Annotated in this window: 22 protein-coding genes; 15 read left to right on the forward strand and 7 right to left on the reverse strand. The window is 60.7% G+C overall.

All coding sequences use genetic code 11. The annotated features are described in order from the left end of the window. A partial coding sequence (locus D8U69_RS08370) for a catalase family peroxidase (protein WP_130907100.1) occupies window positions 1-1073 on the reverse strand: 1073 nt, incomplete at its 3' end. A gap of 159 nt (window positions 1074-1232) precedes the next feature. On the opposite strand from D8U69_RS08370, the gene D8U69_RS08375 reads away from it, so the two are divergent. Both D8U69_RS08375 and D8U69_RS08380 read left to right on the forward strand, forming a co-directional pair. Continuing rightward, entirely contained in the window at window positions 1233-1739 is a 507-nt protein-coding gene (locus D8U69_RS08375) for a sigma-70 family RNA polymerase sigma factor (protein WP_130904273.1), read from the forward strand. Next, entirely contained in the window at window positions 1736-2488 is a 753-nt protein-coding gene (locus D8U69_RS08380) for an anti-sigma factor (RefSeq protein ID WP_130907101.1), read from the forward strand. Before D8U69_RS08375 ends, D8U69_RS08380 begins: the two co-directional genes overlap by 4 nt. Before the next feature lie 112 nt (window positions 2489-2600). Here D8U69_RS08380 and D8U69_RS08385 read toward each other — a convergent pair whose 3' ends face one another. Further along, window positions 2601-3437: an IclR family transcriptional regulator gene (locus D8U69_RS08385; RefSeq protein ID WP_056854664.1), complete on the reverse strand. Its 837-nt coding sequence runs from the start codon at window positions 3435-3437 to the stop codon at window positions 2601-2603. Window positions 3438-3682: 245 nt separating this feature from the next. Here D8U69_RS08385 and D8U69_RS08390 point away from each other — a divergent pair, with 245 nt between their 5' ends. The 9 genes from D8U69_RS08390 (at window position 3683) to D8U69_RS08430 (ending at window position 12904) form a co-directional block, all read left to right on the forward strand. After that, entirely contained in the window at window positions 3683-4708 is a 1026-nt protein-coding gene (locus D8U69_RS08390) for an ABC transporter ATP-binding protein (RefSeq protein WP_130907102.1), read from the forward strand. After that, window positions 4705-5574, forward strand: a complete 870-nt coding sequence (locus tag D8U69_RS08395) for an ABC transporter permease (protein WP_130907103.1) — start codon at window positions 4705-4707, stop codon at window positions 5572-5574. Before D8U69_RS08390 ends, D8U69_RS08395 begins: the two co-directional genes overlap by 4 nt. Window positions 5575-5580: 6 nt before the next feature. Further along, window positions 5581-6375, forward strand: a complete 795-nt coding sequence (locus tag D8U69_RS08400) for an ABC transporter permease (RefSeq protein ID WP_056854667.1) — start codon at window positions 5581-5583, stop codon at window positions 6373-6375. A 7-nt stretch (window positions 6376-6382) separates the two neighbouring features. Continuing rightward, entirely contained in the window at window positions 6383-6673 is a 291-nt protein-coding gene (locus D8U69_RS08405) for a (2Fe-2S)-binding protein (protein WP_056854668.1), read from the forward strand. Beyond that, complete coding sequence (locus D8U69_RS08410) at window positions 6670-8025, forward strand: NAD(P)/FAD-dependent oxidoreductase (RefSeq protein WP_130907104.1); 1356 nt, start codon at window positions 6670-6672, stop codon at window positions 8023-8025. The genes D8U69_RS08405 and D8U69_RS08410 overlap by 4 nt, the downstream gene beginning before the upstream one ends. After that, window positions 8022-9137: an FAD-dependent oxidoreductase gene (locus tag D8U69_RS08415; RefSeq protein WP_130907105.1), complete on the forward strand. Its 1116-nt coding sequence runs from the start codon at window positions 8022-8024 to the stop codon at window positions 9135-9137. The genes D8U69_RS08410 and D8U69_RS08415 overlap by 4 nt, the downstream gene beginning before the upstream one ends. An 18-nt stretch (window positions 9138-9155) precedes the next feature. Further along, entirely contained in the window at window positions 9156-10202 is a 1047-nt protein-coding gene (locus tag D8U69_RS08420; protein WP_130904266.1) for an ABC transporter substrate-binding protein, read from the forward strand. Between the two features lie 169 nt (window positions 10203-10371). Then, window positions 10372-11502, forward strand: coding sequence for a cell division protein ZapE (zapE, locus tag D8U69_RS08425; RefSeq protein ID WP_130907106.1), 1131 nt, complete (start codon window positions 10372-10374; stop codon window positions 11500-11502). Between the two features lie 88 nt (window positions 11503-11590). After that, window positions 11591-12904 (forward strand): leucine-rich repeat-containing protein kinase family protein, encoded by a 1314-nt coding sequence (locus D8U69_RS08430; protein WP_130907107.1) that lies wholly within the window; start codon window positions 11591-11593, stop codon window positions 12902-12904. Between the two features lie 115 nt (window positions 12905-13019). On the opposite strand, the gene D8U69_RS08435 is transcribed toward D8U69_RS08430, so the two are convergent. Continuing rightward, window positions 13020-13724: a YebC/PmpR family DNA-binding transcriptional regulator gene (locus D8U69_RS08435; RefSeq protein WP_056854673.1), complete on the reverse strand. Its 705-nt coding sequence runs from the start codon at window positions 13722-13724 to the stop codon at window positions 13020-13022. 220 nt (window positions 13725-13944) lie between these two features. Here D8U69_RS08435 and tssI point away from each other — a divergent pair, with 220 nt between their 5' ends. Beyond that, window positions 13945-15366, forward strand: coding sequence for a type VI secretion system tip protein TssI/VgrG (gene tssI, locus D8U69_RS08440; RefSeq protein WP_130907108.1), 1422 nt, complete (start codon window positions 13945-13947; stop codon window positions 15364-15366). An 83-nt stretch (window positions 15367-15449) separates the two neighbouring features. Here tssI and D8U69_RS08445 read toward each other — a convergent pair whose 3' ends face one another. Beyond that, window positions 15450-16775, reverse strand: coding sequence for an MFS transporter (locus D8U69_RS08445; protein WP_130907109.1), 1326 nt, complete (start codon window positions 16773-16775; stop codon window positions 15450-15452). Window positions 16776-17040: 265 nt separating this feature from the next. Between D8U69_RS08445 and D8U69_RS08450 the strand changes: the two genes are divergently transcribed. Continuing rightward, on the forward strand, window positions 17041-17913 hold the full coding sequence (locus D8U69_RS08450) for a LysR family transcriptional regulator (RefSeq protein WP_130907110.1): 873 nt from the start codon (window positions 17041-17043) through the stop codon (window positions 17911-17913). 118 nt (window positions 17914-18031) lie between these two features. On the opposite strand, the gene D8U69_RS08455 is transcribed toward D8U69_RS08450, so the two are convergent. Further along, on the reverse strand, window positions 18032-18895 hold the full coding sequence (locus D8U69_RS08455) for a LysR substrate-binding domain-containing protein (RefSeq protein ID WP_130907111.1): 864 nt from the start codon (window positions 18893-18895) through the stop codon (window positions 18032-18034). Window positions 18896-19004: 109 nt separating this feature from the next. Here D8U69_RS08455 and D8U69_RS08460 point away from each other — a divergent pair, with 109 nt between their 5' ends. Both D8U69_RS08460 and phnX read left to right on the forward strand, forming a co-directional pair. Then, window positions 19005-20114, forward strand: a complete 1110-nt coding sequence (locus D8U69_RS08460) for a 2-aminoethylphosphonate--pyruvate transaminase (protein WP_130907112.1) — start codon at window positions 19005-19007, stop codon at window positions 20112-20114. A gap of 142 nt (window positions 20115-20256) precedes the next feature. Continuing rightward, complete coding sequence (phnX, locus tag D8U69_RS08465; protein WP_056854679.1) at window positions 20257-21084, forward strand: phosphonoacetaldehyde hydrolase; 828 nt, start codon at window positions 20257-20259, stop codon at window positions 21082-21084. A 64-nt stretch (window positions 21085-21148) separates the two neighbouring features. On the opposite strand, the gene D8U69_RS08470 is transcribed toward phnX, so the two are convergent. Together D8U69_RS08470 and D8U69_RS08475 are read right to left on the reverse strand one after the other, a co-directional pair. Next, complete coding sequence (locus D8U69_RS08470) at window positions 21149-21517, reverse strand: hypothetical protein (protein ID WP_130904262.1); 369 nt, start codon at window positions 21515-21517, stop codon at window positions 21149-21151. Window positions 21518-21707: 190 nt separating this feature from the next. Beyond that, window positions 21708-22625, reverse strand: coding sequence for a pyridoxal-phosphate dependent enzyme (locus tag D8U69_RS08475; protein WP_130907113.1), 918 nt, complete (start codon window positions 22623-22625; stop codon window positions 21708-21710). Between the last annotated feature and the right edge of the window lie 160 nt (window positions 22626-22785).

Raw genomic sequence — 22785 nt, forward strand, 5'->3', positions numbered from 1 at the left:
TCCTGTTTGGCGGCGGGCAACTGGCTGACTTCGCTGGTGCGACGCAGGTAGGAATTGGCATAACCGGCCGAGCGAGCGGCCAGCAACGGGTCGTCGGAACCTTCGATACCGGCGGGCAGTACCAGCGGGTCGTAGTTGATGTCACGGCATTCGCCGTTGAGTTGCGGCTGGGTTTTTTCCAGCACCAGCGTGCCCGCGTTCAAGACTTTGCGCCCTTCAGGCCAGGCTTTGCTGGCGTCGTTCACAGGGTCGCCAGGATTGGCCAGGATGATGTTCAATTGCCAACGCAAGGGGCCGGCGGCGATGCGTTGCACCAGGTCTTTCTCGAGAAAATCGCTGCCCTCAGGCGCAGTGGCACCCGGCGCATCCTGCGCTACCGGCACCATGCTCCAGCGCACGGCCTGGCGTTGTCCGGCAGCGTTCACCAGATAAAACGCGTTGACGCTGTTGTAGGTTTCAGTGACATAACTGGCTGACGGCTTGGCGGTCTTGATCCAGGCCAGGAACGGCGCGGCTTCCGGGTGCGAACCGAAGAACGCCGGCACTGCCGCGGGGTCCGGTTTGCCAGTTGCGGGCAGCGGTGACTGGGCCTGTTGCAATTGATAGAAGGCTTCGGGCGTGGCCACCGGGAACACCGGCATGCTGTTCATCCCGGTGCGCCACTGTTGGCCGTTGGCCTGATTGAAACGCAACGCCATGCTACGGATCGGCACGGCGCTGTCCGGCGCGTAGGGATTACCGGCCGGCAAGGCAAAACGACCGACCACCGGTGTCCGCGGCTCGTTGAATACTTGCGCGATGGAGTAACTGCGCGCTTCGCCGCTGCTCTCGAAATGGCCGATCACGCACACGCCTTTGGAATGGTTGCGACGGAATCCCGGGTGCACACCGTTGTTGGTCTCCAGCACATTGATCAGCTTTTTCGGCGTCAGGCGCTGTGGGTCAAAGGTGCCGTTGACGTAGGCAAATGCCCCGGCGACGACAGCAACGACCACGGCGATGCCAGACAGACGCAAGATCAGGCTTGCCGTGCTCAGGGGGGGCCGGTTGGGCGGTGATGATCGATCTACCATGAAAGACTCCAGGGCCATCGGCCACAAGTGAGAAGAATCAGGCAGACGAACCGCACGCCGGTTTATTCCAGTGTGCGGTATTTATTTTTTCCGGCGTGGAATAACCTCAAGCCCCGGTCGTCTCCCGACACACACAGCGTAGTGACTGGCCAGAACTTCATGAACGATATCGACGAACAACTGCGAGAAATCATCCCCAGATTGCGCCGATTTGCCGTATCGCTGACGCGCAACGCCAGCAGCGCCGACGATCTGGTCCAGGCCAGCCTGGAGCGTGCGCTGTCGAGTTGGGGCGACAAACGTGCCGACGGCGATTTGCGCGCCTGGTTGTTTTCGATTCTGTATCGACAGTTTCTCGATGCGCACCGACGTACCCGGCGTTATGCGCGAATGCTCGAATTTTTCACCGGGCGTGACGATGCGCAGCCTTCGGTGGAACGCACCGTGATCGCCCAATCGACCCTCGACGCCTTCGATCGACTGCCCACCGAACAGCGCGCGCTGCTGCTTTGGGTATCGGTGGAAGGCCTGAGTTACAAAGAGGTCGCCGAGATTCTCGACGTACCCACCGGCACCGTGATGTCCCGCCTGTCCCGGGCACGCCAGGCCCTGCGCCAACTCAGTGAAGGCGAAATCACCCGCCCCGCCCTGCGGAGACTCAAATGATCAGCATGCCCCCAAGCGAGCGCGACTTGCACGCCTACGTCGACCATCAACTCAGCGACGACGACCGACGTCTGGTAGAGGCGTTTCTCACCAGTCATCCGGACGTTGCCACCCAAGTGCGAGCCTGGCAGCAAGATGCCCAGCAACTGCGCGCAGCCCTGAGTGGCGTGTTGCAGCAACCGGCCAACCCGGAACTCGATCCCGCCATGATTCGCCTACGCCGCAAACGCCAATCGCGGCGCCACTTGGCCAGCGCCGCCATGTTGCTGATCGCCGTCAGCGTCGGCGGTTACAGTGGCTGGCAAGCCCGTGAGATGACTTTCACCAGCGCACAACTACCGATGACCGATGCACTTCAGGCCTATCGCCTGATTGCCCAGCAAGGGATATTGCCAGCCGACTACAAGGCCGGCGACGATGGCGATATGCAGGGCTGGCTTGACCGCTACTTCACCCAGGCCAATCGCTTGCCTGACCTGTCGGGGGCCGGCTTCAAACCGGCCAGCGGGCGCTTGCTCAGCACCGAACAGGGGCCGGCGGCAATGGTGGTCTATGAGAATCAGGGCGGGCAGAAAATCAGCTTCTACGTGCGCCCGCCGGGACCGAAAAACTACCTGCTGCCCAGAGGCAGTCGCAGTGACGGCGGCTTGCAGGCCGAGTATTGGTCGGGGGGTGGCTACAACTATGCGATGGTCAGTCCGACCGATACGCCAGCCGCACAGATGCTCAGGCAAACCAGCCGGTTCTGATCCCCCCTGTAGGAGTGAGCCTGCTCGCGATAGCGGTCTTATAGTCACTGAAATGTTGACTGACAGAGCGCTATCGCGAGCAGGCTCACTCCTACAGGGGACGGTAGAGAATTCAAACCTGCCCAAACACCTGCGATGGCCGTCGCAATAGTGGATCAAACGGGTTGATTCGCGGACCGATCAACGCCGCTTCACGTTTGAGCATTTCGACCACCGTCGGCAAACGATCCGGACCTAATCGATCGCTCACGGTGGCCACACTCAACGCCGCCACTGCCCGCCCTTCGCGATCGAGAATCGGCACGGCCACCCCGGCCATGCCCTGCAACACGCCGGTGTTGCGCCCGGCGTAACCGAGCTTGCGCACGTTCTCGACTTCCGAGCGCAGGAACACTTCGTCGTACAAATGGAAATCCTTCAACCGCGGCAGGTTGTAGTGGATGACCGTGTCGCGCTCCTCCTCCGGCAGGAATGCCAGGATCGCCAGGCTGCCCTGACCCACGCCCAGCGCCACGCGCCCGCCGATATCACCGGTGAACGTACGGATCGGAAACGGCCCTTCACTGCGGTCCAGACAAATCGCATCGAAACCACTGCGCGCCAGCAAAAACAACGAGTCGCCCAACGATGCCGACAGCCGCAACAGTGACGGGCGCACCAGCTCACGCAGGTTGCCACTGTTACCTGCGCGGGCCGCCAGGGCGAAAAAATCCAGGCTCAGGCGATAACGTTTGCTGCGCGCGTCCTGCTCGACCATGCCCTCTTCCATCAGGCTGCGCAGCAAACGGTGGGTAGTCGGTTGCGACAAGCCGATGTGTTGGGCCAATTGCGTCACACGCTCCCCGCCTTCGACGGTGTCACCCAACGCACGCAGCACCGCAAACAACCGTGAGACGGCGCCGACACCGACTTCATTTTTGCTTTCATTCCGGTCAATGGAATCTGACATGTAGTTTCTCGACAATTAATTTACTGATCGAATAAAACTGAAAATAGTTATCGCCTCAGTGAAATAGGCCATTGAGCCCATCCTAGTCTTCGTCCTAATCTGCGTCCAGACAGGGGCGATTCGAACAACAGCGGCAGCCGACTCAAGTCGAGCGCCAACGCACCCCGCAACAATCTTTCGTATCTGCCCATACAAAAAAGCGCGCCTTCGGGCGACGCATAACAATCCCAGGTGGAGGCGCAGTCATGGCTTTTGTGCAACTTGAAAAACTCGGCAAACGCTACGGTGACATCGACGCCGTGGTCGCCACCGACCTCTCGGTGGAAAAAGGCGAATTCGTGTCCCTGCTCGGCCCTTCCGGGTGCGGCAAAACCACCACCCTGCAAATGATCGCCGGCTTCGTCGAAGTCACCAGTGGGCGCATCGTGCTCGATGGCCGCGACATCACCCACGCCAAACCCGCCAGCCGTGGCCTGGGCGTGGTGTTCCAGAGTTACGCACTGTTCCCGCACATGACCGTCAAGGACAACGTCGCCTTCGGCCTGCGGATGCGCAAGGTGCCGAGCGCCGAAATCCGGCAGCGGGTGGAACGCGTGCTGAAACTGGTTCGCCTTGATCAGCACGCCGAGCGCTACCCTCGGGAATTGTCCGGTGGTCAGCGCCAGCGTGTCGCCCTGGCGCGGGCACTGGTCATCCAGCCGCCGGTGTTGCTGCTCGATGAGCCGCTGTCCAACCTCGACGCCAACCTGCGCGAAGAGATGCAATTCGAGATCCGCCGCATCCAGCGCGAAGTCGGGATCACCACGCTGATGGTCACCCATGACCAATCCGAAGCGCTGTCGATCAGTGATCGCGTAGTGGTGATGCAGGCTGGCCGGATCACCCAGATCGATGCGCCCTACACCCTCTACGAACACCCGCGCACCGAGTTCATTTCCGGCTTCGTCGGCAAGGCCAATCTGCTGCCCGGTGAACGAGACAGCAGCGGTGGGGTTCAGGTGTGCAGTCGTGGTGACGGTGATCTGACCTTGAGCCTGCGCCCGGAAAAAATCGATCTGCGTGACGCCGGTCATGGACGCTTGCAGGGCAAGATTGCCAGCCGTTTTTTTCTCGGCAGCCAATGGCTCTACAGCGTGTCGACGCCCCTCGGTGAACTCTGCGTGGTACGCCGCAACGATGGCTCGGCACCGCTGAGCGAAGGCACAGCCGTTGGCCTCGATTGGGATGCCGCACTGCTGCGTGTACTGACTGTCGACGAGGTGAGCGCATGAGTGCATTCGCCGCCATCCGCCAGGGTCGCCAAGGCTACTTGCTGTCGGCACCGGCCCTGGCCTTGTACCTCGGTCTGCTGCTGATCCCGCTGGCATTGACGCTGGTGCTGTCGTTCAACGTCTTCGACTACAGCAAAGGGATCAACGGCAACGCCTTCACCGTCGAGCACTACAGCAGCCTGCTGGGCGATCCGTATTTCTATGAAATCTTCCTGCGGACCTTGTGGATCAGCGCTCTGACCACCCTGCTCTGCGTGCTGATCGGCGTCCCCGAGGCTTACATCCTCAGCCGCATGGGCACCCCATGGCGCTCGATTTTCCTGATCCTGATCCTCACTCCGCTGCTGATTTCGGTGGTGGTACGCGCCTTCGGCTGGAGCCTGTTGCTCGGCGCCGATGGCCTGGTCAACCAGACCCTGCAAGCGCTCGGCGGCTCGCCGATGAAACTGCTCTACACGCCGTTCGCGGTGGTGATTGCACTGGTCCACGTGATGCTGCCGTTCATGATCATTCCGGTCTGGACTTCGTTGCAAAAACTCGATCCCGCCGCTGAGCAGGCTGCGCTTTCACTGGGTGCCAGTCACTTCACGGTGATCCGCCAGGTGGTGCTGCCGCAGGTCATGCCCGGCATTTTGTCCGGAACGCTGATCGTATTCGGCCTCGCCGCCAGCTCTTTCGCGATTCCCGGCCTGCTCGGCGGACGCCGTCTGAAGATGGTCGCCACGCTGATCTACGACCAGTACCTGTCGGAGCTCAACTGGCCGATGGGCGCGGCAATTGCCGTGGCCCTGCTGCTCATCAACCTGCTGATCATGCTGTCGTGGAACCGCATGATCGAAGGCCGCTACAAGAAGTCATTGGGATAATTCGTCATGTCCAGGAACGGTCCTTTCGCCCTGCTGTTTCATTCCCTGGTGGTGCTGTTCATGATGGCGCCGCTGGTGGTGGTGTGCCTGGTGGCCTTCACCCCGGAGAACACCCTGAGCCTGCCGACCACGGAGTTTTCCCTGCGCTGGTTCCGTGCCGTGTTCGAACGCGCCGACTTTGTCGATGCGTTCTACAACAGCCTGATTCTGGCGTTCAGCGCCGCCTCGCTGGCGACGCTGGTGGCCGTGCCTGCCGCGCTGGCGATCACCCGTTTCGAGTTTCCCGGCCGGGATTTTCTCAACGGGTTGTTCCTGTCGCCGATCATCATTCCGCACTTGGTACTCGGGGTGGCGTTGCTGCGTCTGTTTGCGCTGATGGGGGTCAACGGCAGCTTCGCCTGGCTGATTTTCGCCCACGTGCTGGTGATCACACCGTATGTGCTGCGACTGGTCCTGGCTTCGGCCATCGGCCTGGATCGCAGTGCCGAATATGCCGCGCAATCGTTGGGAGCCGGTCGCTTCACGCTGTTCCGGCAGATCACATTGCCAATGATTCTGCCCGGTGTGGCCGGCGGCTGGCTGCTGGCATTCATCAACAGTTTTGACGAGGTCACGCTGTCGATCTTCGTCACCTCGCCGGCCACGCAGACCTTGCCGGTGCGCATGTACGTGTACGCCACCGAATCCATCGATCCGATGATGGCGGCGGTATCGGCACTGGTCATCGCGCTGACGGCACTGACCATGATTTTGCTGGATCGGGTCTATGGCCTGGATCGGGTTCTGGTAGGGAAACAATGAGGACGCCATGGCTCTGCTGAAACGACTGGCCGAAGGCGACCGCCCGGCCCTGGACTTTACCCTCGACGGCCAACCGGCCAGCGGCCTGCTCGGCGACACCTTGCTGACGGCGCTGCTGACCTGTGGCGAACACTTGCGCGGCAGCGACTTCAGCGCCGAACCCCGCGCCGGATTCTGCCTGATGGGCGCCTGCCAGGACTGCTGGGTGCGCCTGGGCGATGGCCGCCGCGTACGCGCCTGCTCGACCCTGCTGGAAGCCGGACAACAGATCAACCGCGAACCGGGACGCTGTCTATGAAACCCGTTGTCATCATCGGCGCCGGTCCTGCGGGTATCCGTGCAGCACAAACCCTGGTTGCCCATGGCGTGCGCCCAGTGCTGCTGGACGAAGCGGCGCGTGGCGGCGGGCAGATTTATCGGCGCCAACCGGCCAATTTCAAACGCTCTGCGGTCAAGCTTTATGGCTTCGAGGCGCGCAAGGCCGGCGCTTTGCACCGGACTATCGACACACTGCGCGAGCAGCTCGACTACCGTCCGCAGACACTGGTGTGGAACGCCGAAGACGGCGCTCTCGATACCTTGCACGACGGCCGCGCCGCGCGTCTGGAGTTTTCCCGGGTGATCGTCGCCACGGGCGCCACCGACCGCATTCTGCCGGTGCCGGGCTGGACGTTGCCTGGGGTCTACAGCCTCGGCGCTGCGCAAATCGCCTTGAAATTCCAGGGCTGCGCCATCGGTGAGCGCGTGGTATTCGCCGGTAGCGGACCGTTGCTTTACCTCGTCGCCTATCAATACGCCAAGGCCGGCGCGAATGTCGTCGCGGTGCTCGACACTTCGCCCTTCAGCGCCCAGGCGCGCGCCCTGCCCGGCTTGCTGTCACAACCGGCCACGCTGGCCAAAGGTGTCTATTACCGCAGCTGGCTGACCGCCCATGGGATTGCGGTGCATCAGGGCGCCACACTGAGTCGCATCGACGGCGGACACCGTGTGCAATCACTGAGCTGGACCCGCGCCAACGCGGAACACCGACTGGACTGTGACGCTGTCGCTTTTGCCCATGGCCTGCGCAGCGAAACCCAAGTGGCTGACCTGCTCGGCTGTGAATTCGCCTGGAACCCCCTCAACCGCGCCTGGCTGCCAACGCGAGACAGTGCCGGACGCAGCAGCGTTGCCCAGGTGTACCTGGCCGGTGACGGCGCCGGCATCATGGGCGCCGACGCTGCAGAAATGGCCGGCGAGCGCGCCGCGTTGGCATTGCTCGAAGACATTGGCTACCTGATCGAGCCGCAACGCGCCGCGCATCTGGAACAGGCGTTGTCGCGCATCGGCGATTTTCGCCAGGGGCTGGAACGCGCCTTTGCCTTTCCCGAACACTGGGCTGCGGATGCCGCCGATGACGTGATGGTTTGCCGCTGCGAAGAAGTCCGCGCCGGCGAAATTCGCGAAGTCGTGCGTGAAGGGCATTGGGAAATCAATCGGGTCAAGGCGCACTGCCGGGTCGGCATGGGCCGCTGCCAGGGCCGGATGTGTGGCGCCGCTGCCGCGGAAATCATTGCCTGCGAGAGCGGGCGTGCAGTGTCCGGGATCGGCCGGCTGCGGACACAAGCGCCGATCAAGCCTTTGCCGTTTGGCCTGGAGATCGAAGCATGATCGAAGTCGACGCGGTGATCATCGGTGGCGGCATTGTCGGGTCTTGCGCCGCGCTGTTCCTGAGCAAGGGCGGTCAGCGGGTCGCGCTGCTGGAGCGGGATTTTTGCGGCTCGCATTCCAGCGGAGTGAATTACGGCGGCGTGCGACGCCAGGGCCGTCCGCTGTCACAGTTGCCATTGTCGCAACGAGCCCATGCCCTCTGGGCGCAGTTGCCACAATTGATCGGCATCGACGGTGAGTATCAACGCAGCGGTCATCTGAAACTGGCACGCAGCCTGGATGATCTGCGCGCACTGCAAGACTACGCCGCCAGCAGCCAGGGTTTCGGCCTTGATCTGCAACTACTGGACCGTGCGCAATTGCGCGCCCGTTTTCCATGGGTTGGTGACGTGGCGGTAGGCGCTTCGTATTGCCCGGATGACGGACATGCCAACCCGCGGCTGGTGTCCCCCGCGTTTGCGCAGGCGGCACGGCGGCATGGTGCGCAGGTGCATGAGCAGTGTGCGGTGAGCGCAGTTGAACATGACGGCCAGCGTTTCCGTGTTCGCAGCCAAAGCGGACTGGAATGGCGCGCCCCGTGGTTGTTGAACTGCGCAGGTGCCTGGGCCGGCAACCTGGCTGCACAATTCGGCGAACCGGTGCCGATGCACTCCGGGTATCCGGCGATGCTGGTCACCGAACCCTTGCCGTTGGTGATGGATGCCAGCACCGGCGTCGAGGGGGGCGGTATCTATGCCCGCCAGGTCGCACGTGGCAATTGCGTGCTGGGTGGTGGTCAAGGGTTTGCCCTGGACGACGCCCGCGCCCGCCCCGGCCAAAGCGCGGTGCTGGAAATCCTCCGCCAGGCGGTCGAACTCTACCCGTTCCTTGAAGGGGCCCAGGCGATCCGTACCTGGAGTGGCACCGAAGGTTACCTGCCCGATCGCCAACCGGTGATCGGCCACAGTCGTACCCGGCCGGGCCTGTTGCATGCGTTTGGCTTTGCCGGCGCCGGTTTCCAGATCGGCCCCGCGGTGGGCCAGGCACTCAGCGAGATCATCTGTAGCGGCGCGCCAAAGACGTCGCTGGATGCGTTTTCCATCAACCGTTTTCACTCCATTTCCGTAGCTTGATAGAGGAAGGTCGCGCCAATGAAAAACGTCAAACGCACTGCTCTGCTCGGTTTGTCCTGCATGAGCGCCCTGCTCAGCGTCACCCAGGCTCACGCCGAACCGACGCTTTACCTGGGCATGAACGGCGGGACCATGGAGCGGCTCTATGCCGACAAAGTGCTGCCAGATTTCGAGAAGGCCAACAACGTCAAAGTGGTCATCGTGCCCGGCACCTCCGCCGACATCCTGGCCAAAGTCCAGGCCAGCAAAGGCAACCCGCAGATGCATGTGATGTTCCTCGACGACGGCATCATGTACCGCGCCATCGCCATGGGCCTGTGCGACAAACTGCAGGACAGCCCGACCCTGCAACAGATTCCGGCCAAGGGACGGATCAAGGATGAAGCGGTAGCCGTCAGCCTCGGCGTCACCGGGCTGGCCTACAACACGCGTCTGTTCAAAGAGAAAGGCTGGGCTGCACCAACCTCGTGGATGGACATGGCCGACCCGCGTTTCAAAGACAAGCTGGTGTTCCAGTCGATGGCCTCGTCGACGTTCGGCTTGCATGGTTTCCTGATGTTCAACCGGATACAGGGTGGTACTGAAACCAACGTCGACCCGGGCTTCAAAGCCTGGCCAAACAGCGTCGGGCGCAACGTGCTGGAGTACATTCCGAGTTCGGCGAAAATTTCCGAAATGCTGCAAACCGACGAAGCCGCGTTGTTCCCGCTGACCCCGACCCAGGTCACTGCGCTCAAACTCAAGGGTATGCCGGTGGAGTACGCGCAGCCGAAAGAAGGCGCGGTGGTGCTCAACGTCGCCGAATGCGCGATCGCCAACAACACACAACCGGAACTCGCGCAAAAACTCGCCGCGTTCCTGCTCACGCCACAAGCCCAGGCTGCTGCGCTCGAAGACGGGGATCAGATCCCCTCCAACCCGAACACCCCCACCACCGACCGCACCCGTGGGCAGGTCGAGGCGATGAAGCAATACCTGGAAACCGCGATTGCGGTGGATTGGGACCAGGTCAACGAACAGCGCCCGGCGTGGAATGCCCGCTGGAATCGGAGCATTGAGCGGTAGGGATTGCCGAGGCCGATAACACAAACCTGCAGGAGCGAGCCTGCTTGCTCCTGCAGGGGTTTGATTCTCGGGTTTTCGTCGGCACAACTGGAAGCAAAATTATCCAACTGGTTAAACTATGCCGCCGCAGGCCGGGGGCCTGCCAGAAGTTTACGGGGTGATATCTACAGTGGCCGCTCGACCGACCAACCGTTCGCGACTCGCATCACGCTGGCCATCGTTGCGTCGCCTCTTCGGCAAGGCGTCGACTGCGTCTTCCAGTGGCTCGGCCAGCGAACGGCTCATCCGCGACCACTTTCAGCAGAAAGCCTGCGCCCAGGGCTACACCCTCAGTCACAGCCAGCAAAGGGTGATCGACTGCATGGCGCAGCACGCCCGTTCAATGCTTGAAAGCGGTTCAAAAAACCTTCCCGGGCTGTATCTGCACGGCGCCGTGGGCCGCGGCAAGAGCTGGCTGCTCGACGGTTTTTTCCAAGCCATCCCGCTTGCGCAAAAGCAGCGCGTGCACTTCCATGAGTTCTTCGCCCGGCTACACCAAGGGATGTTCGGCCATCGTGAGCAAGCGGATGCGCTGGCCACCACGCTCGATGAAATGCTGAGCGACTGCCGCGTGCTGTGTTTCGACGAGTTTCACGTTCACGACATCGGTGATGCCATGCTGATCACGCGGCTGTTCAAGGCGCTGTTTCGCCGCGAGATCCTGCTGCTGGTCACGTCCAACTACCCGCCGGAAGGTCTATTGCCCAACCCGCTGTACCACGCGCGTTTCAAACCGGTGATCGACCTGATCAACGCGCGCATGCTGGTGATGGAAGTCGGCGGGCCACACGACTACCGCAGCCATGCCAGAACCCACGCACAGCAACTGTTCACCCAAGGCCAATACGTCTGGCCCGCGACACCGGCGCAGCGTCATGCGGCAAACCTGCCGGCGATGGGCGCAGCGTCCATTGCCCTGGCTGTCGGCACTCGTCATTTGCCCGCCCGTTACTGCGAGGGACGCGCCGTCGGTTTCAACTTCGCTGATCTTTGCGATCAGCCTACGGCCGTCATGGATTACCTGGAACTGTGCCGACGCTTCGATCACTGGATCATCGATCAATTGCCGAATCTGGCCGACTGCTCGATTGCCGCCCAGCAGCGTTTCATCAACCTGGTGGACGTTTTGTACGATCAGGACAAACATTTGATTCTGCTCGGCCAGCGCTCATTGCGCGAAAGCCTGCACGCCGATGCCATCGATCTGGCTCGCACGCGCAGCCGGCTGGGGCAGCTCAAAGAGGTTCGGGAACCGGTTTGAGGCGGGGTTTGCATCGACGGTAGCGCCACCGACGCGTTCTTCCCGCTATCATGCCGCCCATTCCTTCGATCAAATAGCGAACCCGTTCATGCACACCGTTGCACAACTGCGCGCCGGTACGCTGGCAGGCATCACTCGCCTCGACCTCAGCGAGAACCTGACACAGTTCCCCCGGGAAATTTTCGACCTGGCGGACTCGCTGGAAGTGCTCAACCTCAGCGGCAATGCCTTGACCCAGCTGCCGGACGATCTGCATCGCCTGAGCCGTTTGCAGGTGTTGTTCTGCTCGGACAATCGGTTTACCGAACTGCCGGCTTGCCTGGGCCGATGTGCGGCGCTGACCATGGTCGGCTTCAAGGCCAACCGCATCGAACACGTCCCGGCAGAGGCGCTGCCGCCGCTGTTGCGCTGGCTGATCCTGACCGACAATTGCCTCAGTGAACTGCCGAGCGAACTTGGTCAACGTCCGCACTTGCAAAAACTCATGCTGGCGGGCAACCGCTTGCGACAGTTACCCGACAGTCTGCGTAACTGCCATCGACTCGAGTTGATCCGCATTGCCGCCAACCGCCTGACCGCGCTGCCGGAATGGCTGCTGCGCCTGCCGAGCCTGAGCTGGCTGGCCTACGCCGGCAACCCGCTGGAAACCGAAGCCGATGCCACCGCCCTCGAAGCCACACCGAGCATTGCCTGGTCGCAACTGCAACTGGAACAACAACTGGGCGAAGGCGCTTCCGGCGTGATCCATCGCGCTTCCTGGGCGAAACCCGGCCAGCCCGCCACAACGGTAGCGGTCAAACTCTACAAAGGCGAAATGACCAGCGATGGCTCGCCGCTGCACGAAATGAACGCCTGCATCACCGCTGGCATTCACCCCAACCTGATCCGCGTAGAAGGCCGGATTGTCGATCACCCGCAACAAACCGACGGGCTGGTGATGCAGCTGATCGCCCCGAGCCATCGCAACCTCGCCGGGCTGCCGAGCCTGGCGTCCTGCAGCCGTGACGTCTATGCCGATGACACCCGCTTCAGCGCCGCTGTCGCCCTGCGTATCGCGCGTGGTATCGCTTCAGTGGCCGGGCATCTGCACCGACGTGGCATCACTCACGGCGACCTTTACGGCCACAACATCCTGTGGAACGAACACGGGAATTGCCTGCTGGGAGACTTTGGCGCAGCGTCATTCCATGCCACCCAGGACAACCTGGAAAGCCGTGCATTGCAGCGGATCGAAGTGCGAGCGTTCGGGGTGCTGCTGGGGGAATTGCTGGAAAGGATCGACTCGGGATTGAGCGATGCGGATCGACTGCGGCTTGATGCGTTGCAGCAGCGCTGCTGTCAGCCGGATGTGTTGATGCGGCCGGGGTTTAACGAGATTTTGCAGCAATTGAGGTGCGGGTGACCGCTATGCGGTCAATCGCGGGCAAGCCCGCTTCCACAGGGACAGCGCAAAACCTGTGGGAGCGAGCTTGCTCCGGGCGACGTTCCGACGATGACGGTGTCACTGGCGAAACAAATTAACCCGCCAAACCGACAAACATGTCCTGCACGTCATCGTGGTTATCGAGGCCTTCAAGGAACGCTTCGACTTCAGCCATCTGCTCGTCGCTCAGGCCGCTGACCGGGTTCTTCGGCTGGTAGCCCAGTTTGGCCGACAGCACGGTGAAACCCTGCTCAGGCAAGGCTTTCTGAACCGCATCCAGGTCGGTGGGCTCGGTCAGGAACAGGGTCGCGCCCTCTTCACCCGGTTCAAAATCCTGGGCACCGGCTTCGATCGCAGCCATTTCCGGATCGGCATCCGGGGTGTCCGGCGAGGCTTCGATCATGCCCACGTGGTTGAAATCCCAGGCCACCGAACCGGAGGCGCCCAACTGGCCCTTGCGGAATGCGACGCGGATTTCAGCGACGGTGCGGTTGATGTTGTCGGTCACGCATTCAACGATCAACGGCACCTGATGCGGTGCAAACCCTTCATATGTCACGCGATGGTATTGCACGGTTTCGCCCAACAGGCCCGCACCTTTCTTGATGGCGCGGTCCAGTGTTTCCTTGGGCATCGATGCTTTCTTGGCCTGTTCCACCACCAGACGCAAGTGTGCGTTGGTGGCGGTATCGGCACCGTTGCGTGCAGCAATGGTGATTTCTTTCACCAGTTTGCCGAAGATCTTGCCCTTGGCGTTAGCTGCCGCTTCTTTGTGTTTAACCTTCCACTGTGCGCCCATTACTCACTCTCTTGTCTATGGCGCCGAGACATCTATTGGCCGACGCATGGCGCCAAGTTTATACGGCCTAAAGTTGGCAATCGACCAAAAATTCTCAACGGCAGGATCGACATCTTCACCGGCTTTTGTAGGGCATTTCTGAAACTACGATTCGCGATGACTATCAAGGGTCATGGTTTCGTACCCTTCGCACCCGTACTCCTCGGTAGAAGCGCGATCAATGCACAACGACAAGGAAAGTCCCTTCACCCTGACACTGCTCGACGACAACTTGAGTTTGCAGGTGGTGCAGTTCAGTGGCCGCGAGGCTCTCAATCAACCCTATCGATTCGATATCGAAGCCATCGGCCTCGCTCCGGGCCTGCCCCTTGAGCGGCTGCTGCAACAACCGGCACTTCTGGTTATCGGCCATGGCCACTACATTCATGGCGTACTGCACAGCGCCAGCCACGAACATCGCGGCCATCAGCGGGTGGGCTACAAACTGATACTGGTGCCTGCACTTCAGGCGCTGGAGCGGCACAGATCACGACGCATTTTCCAGCACCTCAGTGTGCCGATGATCCTGGGTCGACTGTTGCAAGAACATGGTTTACCCGACAGCAGCTTCCGCTTCGAGCTCCAAGACAGCCACTATCCCCTGCGACCTTTTTGCATTCAGTACGAGGAAAGCGATCTCGCGCTGCTGCAACGGCTGTGCGAGGAAGAAGGCATTCACTACCACTTCGAACATCACCGGGCCGGCCATGTTCTGATTTTTGCCGATGACAGCTTGAGTTTCCCGCAGGAACCGCTGCTGATGCCCTTTCAAAACGACATGCTCACGATCGCTCAATCACCGGTGATCAGCGAACTGTTTCAGCGCCACGATTTATTGTCTTTGCCGCTCCAGGTGGATGCCCGAAATCGCGCTATTGCAGCTATCGGGGATAGCGCCGTCAATCACTCTTCGCCGCGCTCGGTGACCAGCCCTGTTCACCCACAGCGTCATCGCGAGCAACTGGGTCGACGGCAGTTGGAGCGCCTGCGAAGTCAGCAGGTGAAAGTCCATGGGCAGAGCAACCACTGCCGATTGCGCAGCGGGTGCATCGTGCAGGTGGCGGAACATCCGTTGCGGGGTTTCAACGATCAATGGCTGGTCATTCAGGCACAGCATCAAGGGCGGCAGGATTCGATTCTGGAGCAGGCTTGCCCAAGCACGCCCCGGCATTACCACAATCAGTTTTGCGCCATTCCCTGGTCAACGGTCTTCCGGCCGGCGCTTGAACAAGACCGGCCGCGCATCACCGGTTTCCAGCCTGCCCGGGTGTGTGGTCAGGCGGGCAAGCCGGCTATTGAGGATGATCAAGGGCGAATCCAGGTACGTCTGTGGCCGGCGACAACCAGCGACTGCGAAGCACCTGCCGACCTCTGGTTGCCGGTCGTGCTGTCGACTGCGAACACCGGGTTCAATCCGACCGGCATGCCCCTGGCGGGTAGCGACGGGCTGGTCAGTTTCATCGACAGCGACCCCGACCGCCCAGTCTTTTGCGCGAGCTTCAGACAACACCCTTCGACTCCAGCAGTTCGCCAGCAAAAGCCGCGCAGCGATACCCGCTTGTTACTCGATTGGCTGGTCAATCGCACCGACCTCAAGCCATGAAAAGTCAGGATTTGCCAACGATGGCTGCAAGCTTCGCCGGAAGCCGGCCTGCCGCAGATGCAGCAGGCGACGAGGGAAAGGATTCAGGTACCCAGAGGTTTGACGGTTATCGCTTGATTGGGTACGCAGGCGAATTGAGTACCCATGCCATTGGGGCGGCTGTTCCAGTGTGGGATCAGTACCAGTGCGGAGAACATCGCACAGCCGGCAAAGACGATGAATACGGTAACGGTGTCAAAGTAGCCCGGCAGCAAACCACCGAGAATAGCCCCGACCGAACCGCAGCCGTTGACGAACCCGGCCGCTGTCGCGCCTGCCTTTGCAGTGCCGAAGTCGATGGCGGCAGCGCCACTTATCATCGAGTCCGGCCCGTAGAGTGTCAGGCCCATGACGAACAACAGCGCCACCACCAGTACCACGCTGCCGGTGTGCAGGGCACCCATGAAAAACGCCAGGGATACGGTCAACGCCAACAGACTGATCACGCAGGCCGGCATGCGTCGGGCGCCGAACAGTTTGTCCGAGGCCAGGCCAATCAGGATCGGCCCGAGCAACCCTGCCAACTCAAACGCGGTGGGAATGATCGCCGCCCCGACCTTGCCCACCGAGGGCATCTGCTCGAAAACAATCACCGGCCCCCACAGCAGAATCGCGTAGCGCGCCGGTTTCAGCATGAAATACGCCAGCCCCAACACCAGCACCGTGCGATTGCGCAGGATTTCCTTCAACGGCACCCACATGCTGATTCTGCTTTGCGCGTCGGCCTGTTCGGCGGTCAGCTCAGGCTCAGGTTCAACTGCCGGCAAGCCGACGTCTTGGGGTTTGTTGCGTTGAAAAATAAAGAACAGCACGGCAACCAGCCCAACCACCGCCGCACTGGAAATGAACGCCGCATGCCAGCTGCCGACGAGTGTGTACGCCCACCAGCCAGCAAACGGAGAGGCCACCAGACCACCGAAGGCGTAGCACGAACTCCATAAGCCCAGCACACGCCCACGTTGCTCCGAGGGAAAGAAACTGCCGAGGTTCTTGCACAGTCCCGACCAACCGGTGGACTGCGCCAGGCCTTGAATCAGCATGCAGGTCGCGAAGATCGGCAGTGTTGCAAAGTTGCCCATCACCAGCGCCGCCGCGGCGGAGATGACCAAGCCGCCGAGCACCACGACCCGTGGCCCGAAACGGTCTGCGAGGATGCCCCAAGTGAATTGGCCAACGGCGTAAGCGGTCAGGTAGATGGCGTCGAGGTTGGCCATGGCCATTTTGTCGAGCATGAACGTCGGGTCTTCGCCGATCCCCAGCTTGGCGACTGAAAACGCTTTGCGTGTGAAGTAGAAAGCGGCGTAGGCGAGCCAGGTGATCGCGAAAATCTGCACGCGCCAACGCTTGATGGTGCCGATGTGCTTGTTCATTGTGGTTCTGACCTCAGGGTTGAGTGTGCCGGCAGAATTAAATGAAAACGCCTGTCTTTTTTATTGTTGAGCACTGCGAAATCACCTTGTCCCTGTAGGCGATTGCGGTCAGATGAGTCCTGTTGATCCACCAGGCTCATGGCACCCCACTGCTGTTCGACTGACAGTCACCAGGGCTGAGGTACATAAAAACAATGACTGATAAATAAATGAAATCGATTTATCGTATTTCCAAAATAAGCTCAGCTTGTTAATGGAGATTCCCATGTCGGTTTCCCACGCCCAACTCAAAGCCTTCCATGCCGTGGCCGTGCACGGAAGCTTTACCAAAGCCGCCGAGCGGCTATTTCTCACGCAACCGGCGATTTCCGACCAGGTGCGCAAGCTCGAAGAACGCTACGGCGTGTTGCTGTTCCATCGCAACAAGCGCTCGGTACGCCTGACCGATCTGGGCGAGCGTTTGCTCGGCGTCACGCAAAAGTTGTTCGTGATCGAAGCCGAGGCCCAGGAGCTGTTGCAGGATTCCCAGGCCTTGCAGACCGGCAGCCTGATTCTGGCGGTGGACGCGCCTGTGCATGTGTTGCCGCAAATCGCCAGGTTTTGCGAGCGTTACCCGGGCATCAGCGTGAAGATCGAAACCGGCAACACCGATGAATCACTCTTCCGGCTCTTCAACTATCAAGCCGATCTGGCATTGCTGGGACGCGATGTCAGCGATGAGCGCCTGCTCTCGTTGCCCCTGCGCAACGACCCGATGGTGGCGTTCGTATCACGCCATCATCCATGGGCCGACCGCGAGTCCATCACCCTCTCGGACCTTGACGACACGCCGTTGGTGCTGCGGGAAATCGGCTCGGTCACCCGTCAGACCCTGGAAGAAGAAATGGCCGGCGCAGGGTTGCGCATCCGCCCGGCGATTCAGGTGGAAGGCCGCGAAGCCGCACGGGAGGCGGTGGTGGTCGGGATCGGTGTGGGCGTGGTTTCGGCGGCCGAGTTCGGTGCGGACTCGAGGGTTTGCGCACTGCCGATCACCGATTGCAAGCGGCGGTTGACCGAAACGTTGGTGTGTTTGCGCGAGCAGAGTTCGCGGCGGGTGGTGGCGACTTTTCTGGAAATGGTGCGCGAGAGTCTTGTTTAGGCAGGGCCGACCTCATCGCTGGCAAGCCAGCTCCCACAGGGATTTGTGTTGACCACTAATCTTGTGGACGACACAAAACCTGTGGGAGCTGGCTTGCCAGCGATGGGCGCACCTCGGTCTACCCCCCAGGCGCCAACTCGAAAAACGCCTGAATCAAACGCAAATCCCGCCGCCGCTCCATGCACCCCATCATGTGCCGGTTCACCAATCCTTCGCCAATGATCGGTACCGCCGCCACCCGCGGATCATGGCTGACCTCCACCGACGACACCACGCCGACCCCCAACTGCGCCGCAACCGCCTCGGTCACCGCTTCGCGACTGTCCAGCTCCAGCAGCACTCTTGGGTTGATCCTGGCCTGGGCGCACGCCTCATCGAACGTGCGCCGGGTAATCGAACTCGGCTCACGCAACACCATGATCACTTGGTCCAGTTCCTTGAGCGGCACGCCTTGGGTTCGATGCGCCCACGGGTGCCCATCGGGCACCAATGCACAGATGCGTGATTCGCTCAGGGCTTGCAGATGCAGGCCCTTGCGCGGCTCGACCTCGGTCAGCACCGCCACGTCGGCATGTTCGGACAATAGCGCCGCCAACGTTTCCTGAGCATTGCCCAGGCGCAAATTCACGGTGATCCCCGGATAACGCGCACGCAGGCTGGCAAGCATCGGCATGACCATGTGCGGGCCGTCCGCCGCCACTTCCAGACGCCCGGTCAGCAACTGCCGGTTGGCCTCCAGCATCACCTGCGCCTCGTCCGCCAGACCAAACATCGCCCGAGTAATCGCCGCCAGTTTGGTGCCCTCTTCGGTCAGCTCCACCCGTCGTGCGGTACGGCGCAGCAGCGTGATCTGGTAATGCTCCTCCAGCGCCTTGATATGGCCGGTCACCGCCGGCTGGCTGATGAACAGGCGCGCTGCCGCTCTGGTAAAGCTGCCCTCTCGGGCCACGGCATCGAAGGCGCGAAGCTGGAACAGGTTCATGGATAACCCTCACTGATGGCTGGCATAACAACAAACAATTTGATTGATAGTCCGGCAAATTGCAATTTAGGCACCAACGCTTCATCCCATCGAATGCGAGGACACGAGAATGAGTATTGCCGCCCCTATCCTGCTCACCCCTGGCCCGTTGACCACGTCGGCCCGCACCCGCCAGGCAATGATGGTTGACTGGGGTTCATGGGATGACCGCTTCAACCAATTGACCGCCAGCCTCTGCGAGCAACTGCTGGCGATCATCAACGGCGCCGCCACTCACCACTGCGTGCCACTGCAAGGCAGCGGCACTTTTGCCGTCGAAGCGGCAATCGGCACCCTGGTGCCTCGCGATGGCAAGGTTCTGGTGCTGATCAACGGCGCCTACGGCAAACGCCTGGCGAAAATTTGCGAAGTGCTCGGCCGCTCGTTCAGCACCTTCGAAACCGCCGAAGACGAACCGACCACTGCCGCCGACGTCGACCGTCTGCTGCGGGCCGATGCCGGTATCACCCACGTTGCACTGATCCACTGCGAAACCAGCACCGGCATCCTCAACCCGCTGCCCGAAATCGCCGAGGTCATCGCGCAACACGGCAAACGTCTGATCATCGACGCCATGAGTTCCTTCGGCGCCTTGCCGGTCGACGCTCAACAGATCCCGTTCGATGCACTGATCGCCGCCTCGGGCAAATGCCTGGAAGGCGTGCCGGGCATGGGCTTCGTCTTCGCTCGCAAAGAATCCCTGGCCAGTGCCGCCGGCACCTCGCATTCGCTGGCGATGGACCTGTATGACCAGCACACCTACATGACCAAGACCGGCCAATGGCGCTTCACCCCGCCGACTCACGTAGTCGCCGCCTTGCATGAGGCCCTGCTGCAATACAACGAAGAAGGCGGCCTGCCGGCCCGACACGAGCGCTACGCCGCCAACTGCCAGGCATTGATGCAAGAGATGAGCAAGCTGGGGCTGCGCAGTTTCCTGCCAGCGGCGATCCAGGCGCCGATCATCGCCACCTTCCACGCGCCGAAAGATCCACGCTACCAGTTCAAGGAATTCTACGAACGGGTCAAGGCCAAGGGCTACATCCTCTACCCGGGCAAACTGACTCAGGTCGAAACCTTCCGCGTTGGCTGTATTGGTCATGTTCAGCCGGCCGAAATGCGCGAAGCCGTGGCCGCGATTGGCGAAGTGCTGCGTGAGATGGAAGTGTTGGAGATTTAAGTCACACCACATTCCCCTGTGGGAGCGGGCTTGCCCGCGATTGCGGCCTGACATTCACCACTGATGTCGACTGACACACCGCCATCGCGAGCAGGCTCACTCCTGCATTGAACCGTATTGCCAACTCAGGAATTTAATTGCCATGAACTACACCAACCCAACCACGCTGCAAGCCGCCATCCTCGACTGGGCCGGCACTGTCGTCGACTTCGGTTCATTCGCGCCGACGCAGATCTTCGTCGAAGCCTTCGCCGAGTTCGATGTCCAGGTCTCCATCGAAGAAGCCCGAGGCCCGATGGGCATGGGCAAGTGGGATCACATCCGCACCCTTTGCGATCAACCGCAAGTCGCCGAGCGATATCGCAAAGTATTTGGCCGCACACCGACTGACGATGACGTGACCGCCATCTACCAACGTTTCATGCCGCTGCAGATCGAAAAAATCGCCGAGCACTCGGCACTGATTCCCGGCGCTCTGGACACCATTGCCAACCTGCGCCAGCAAGGGATCAAGATCGGCTCCTGCTCCGGCTATCCAAAACAAGTCATGGATAAAGTCGTCGAACTGGCCGCCACCAACGGTTACGTCGCTGACCATGTCGTCGCCACTGACGAGGTACCGAATGGACGCCCATGGCCCGCTCAGGCGCTGGCCAACGTGATTGCCCTGGGCATCGACGATGTCGCAGCCTGCGTAAAAATCGACGACACCGTACCGGGCATTCTCGAAGGCCGTCGCGCCGGCATGTGGACCGTGGCACTGATTTGCTCGGGCAATGCACTGGGCCTGGACTACGAAGGTTATCGCGCACTGGCCAGCGACAAACTTGCCAGCGAACGCAAGCGCATTCATGCATTGTTCGAAGGCTCACGCCCGCACTACATGATCGATACCATCACCGACTTGCCGGAAGTGATCGCCGATATCAACAAACGTCTGGCCAACGGCGAGATGCCGCAAAATCAATAAAGAAAAGCCGTAGTACTCAGCAGAGTGCTACGGCTCTTTTTAACTTGAACTATTGCAATATCAATTAACGTTCATCGCCACCGAGAGACATGTAACTCTCAACGTCATCCGAATCTTCAATATTCAACGCTTGAAGTTCATCCACTGGACTCGCGGCATCTTCCACTTCCTCTTGTTCGACAGAACCTGGCTCTTCGTCAATCGCTGGTTGCCCAAGATCTTGCGTCTCGTCGATGGGCTCGGCCAGGCCGACCTGCCGCCCCGCCGCATCGATGATAACCCCATCAGGATAGAACGTCAGGCCATCAAACTCGAGTGAACCGTCCGCATACAAAAGGGCGCCATTGTTAAACTCCCGAGTCCCGTCGGACCACAATCTTCCCCACGTGTACTCAGTTACTTCACCACGGACTCCATTCATGTTTTCGTTCATGCTCATTCCTTTGATTACAAGATTTTAACTGCCAAAAACTGTTATTCGCTTTAAATAACGGCCATGCCCGACCAATATTAATCAACGGTCTTTATCACTCAAGCATAAAACTGAAAATACAGCACAAACAGAATCGGCCTACATCTGATCGCTCATTTTCGCCAGCGTGTGGTGACTTAACCGTCCTGACTCACTGAAATCCACGGCGTCCCTGCAAACCGCCTGTATGAACGAAGATCAGGCGTGCACCCTTTTTGAATGTGCCTGCTTCGACCTGCTGCCTGAGCACCAGCAATGCCTTGCCGGTGTAAAGCGGTTCCAACGGGATTGCGCAGGCCTGCTCTGTTTGCGTGATGAATTCGAGCAGCGACGGATCGACTTTGGCGAAACCGCCACGACTGGCGTCGAGTAATTCATAAGCCGGTTCTGTCAAACCCGCCTCCTCGAGAATCACTTCAACCTGCTGCCTCACACCATGATCGTCAGGCACCGCCAGTGCACCGTAAACCTGATGCTCCCCCGCTTCGGCCAGTACCAATCCGGCCAAGGTCGTTCCTGTCCCGCAGGCCAGCCACCAACCGTCGTAATCGCTCCAGCCCAGAGCGCTCAATTGCTTGCAGACCTGAGCCTTGAGCTGCATGCAGCCACGCGCCCCAGGCAAACCGCCGCCACCTTCCGGTACAGGTTGCAGGTCGGGATAGCGGGCTTTCCATGGCACCCAGAAATCCGCTGCATGCCGCGCCCGATAACCGCCATAACCCAGCCAGTGCAATTGCATGCCGAATGCCTGCAAGTCCCTCACCGTAGGGGTTTCCTGAGGGTGCCCACGCAACAGGCCTACGGTGCAAAAGCCAAATCGTTGGCCGGCCGCCGCCAGTGCATGCAAATGATTGGAGTGAGCCCCACCCAGGCTGATGATGCCTTTGGCGCCGGACTGTGCAGCAATGTTGAGGTGTTCGATCAGCTTGAACCATTTGTTGCCACTGATCAGCGGATCGATCTGGTCCAGACGCAGGATCGCGACTTCGATGCCGGCTGTGGTCAGCCAGTCGAGGTGGAGGCGTTGGAGAGAGGCTTCAGGGAGCCAGTCGCTAAAGGAGAAATGCATCGCTGCCGGTTCTGGGTAAAGAGCCAGCATTCTAGTCGCTCAAAGGCAGCCATCGCGAGCAGGCTCGCGATGGCCATGGGTAGGCTAAACCTGCAAATTACAACCCAGCCGCCAACCGCGAACCCTGATTGATCGCCCGCTTGGCATCCAGCTCCGCCGC

This window comes from Pseudomonas sp. Sample_16, assembly GCF_004307665.1.
In the GTDB taxonomy this organism is placed as follows: domain Bacteria; phylum Pseudomonadota; class Gammaproteobacteria; order Pseudomonadales; family Pseudomonadaceae; genus Aquipseudomonas.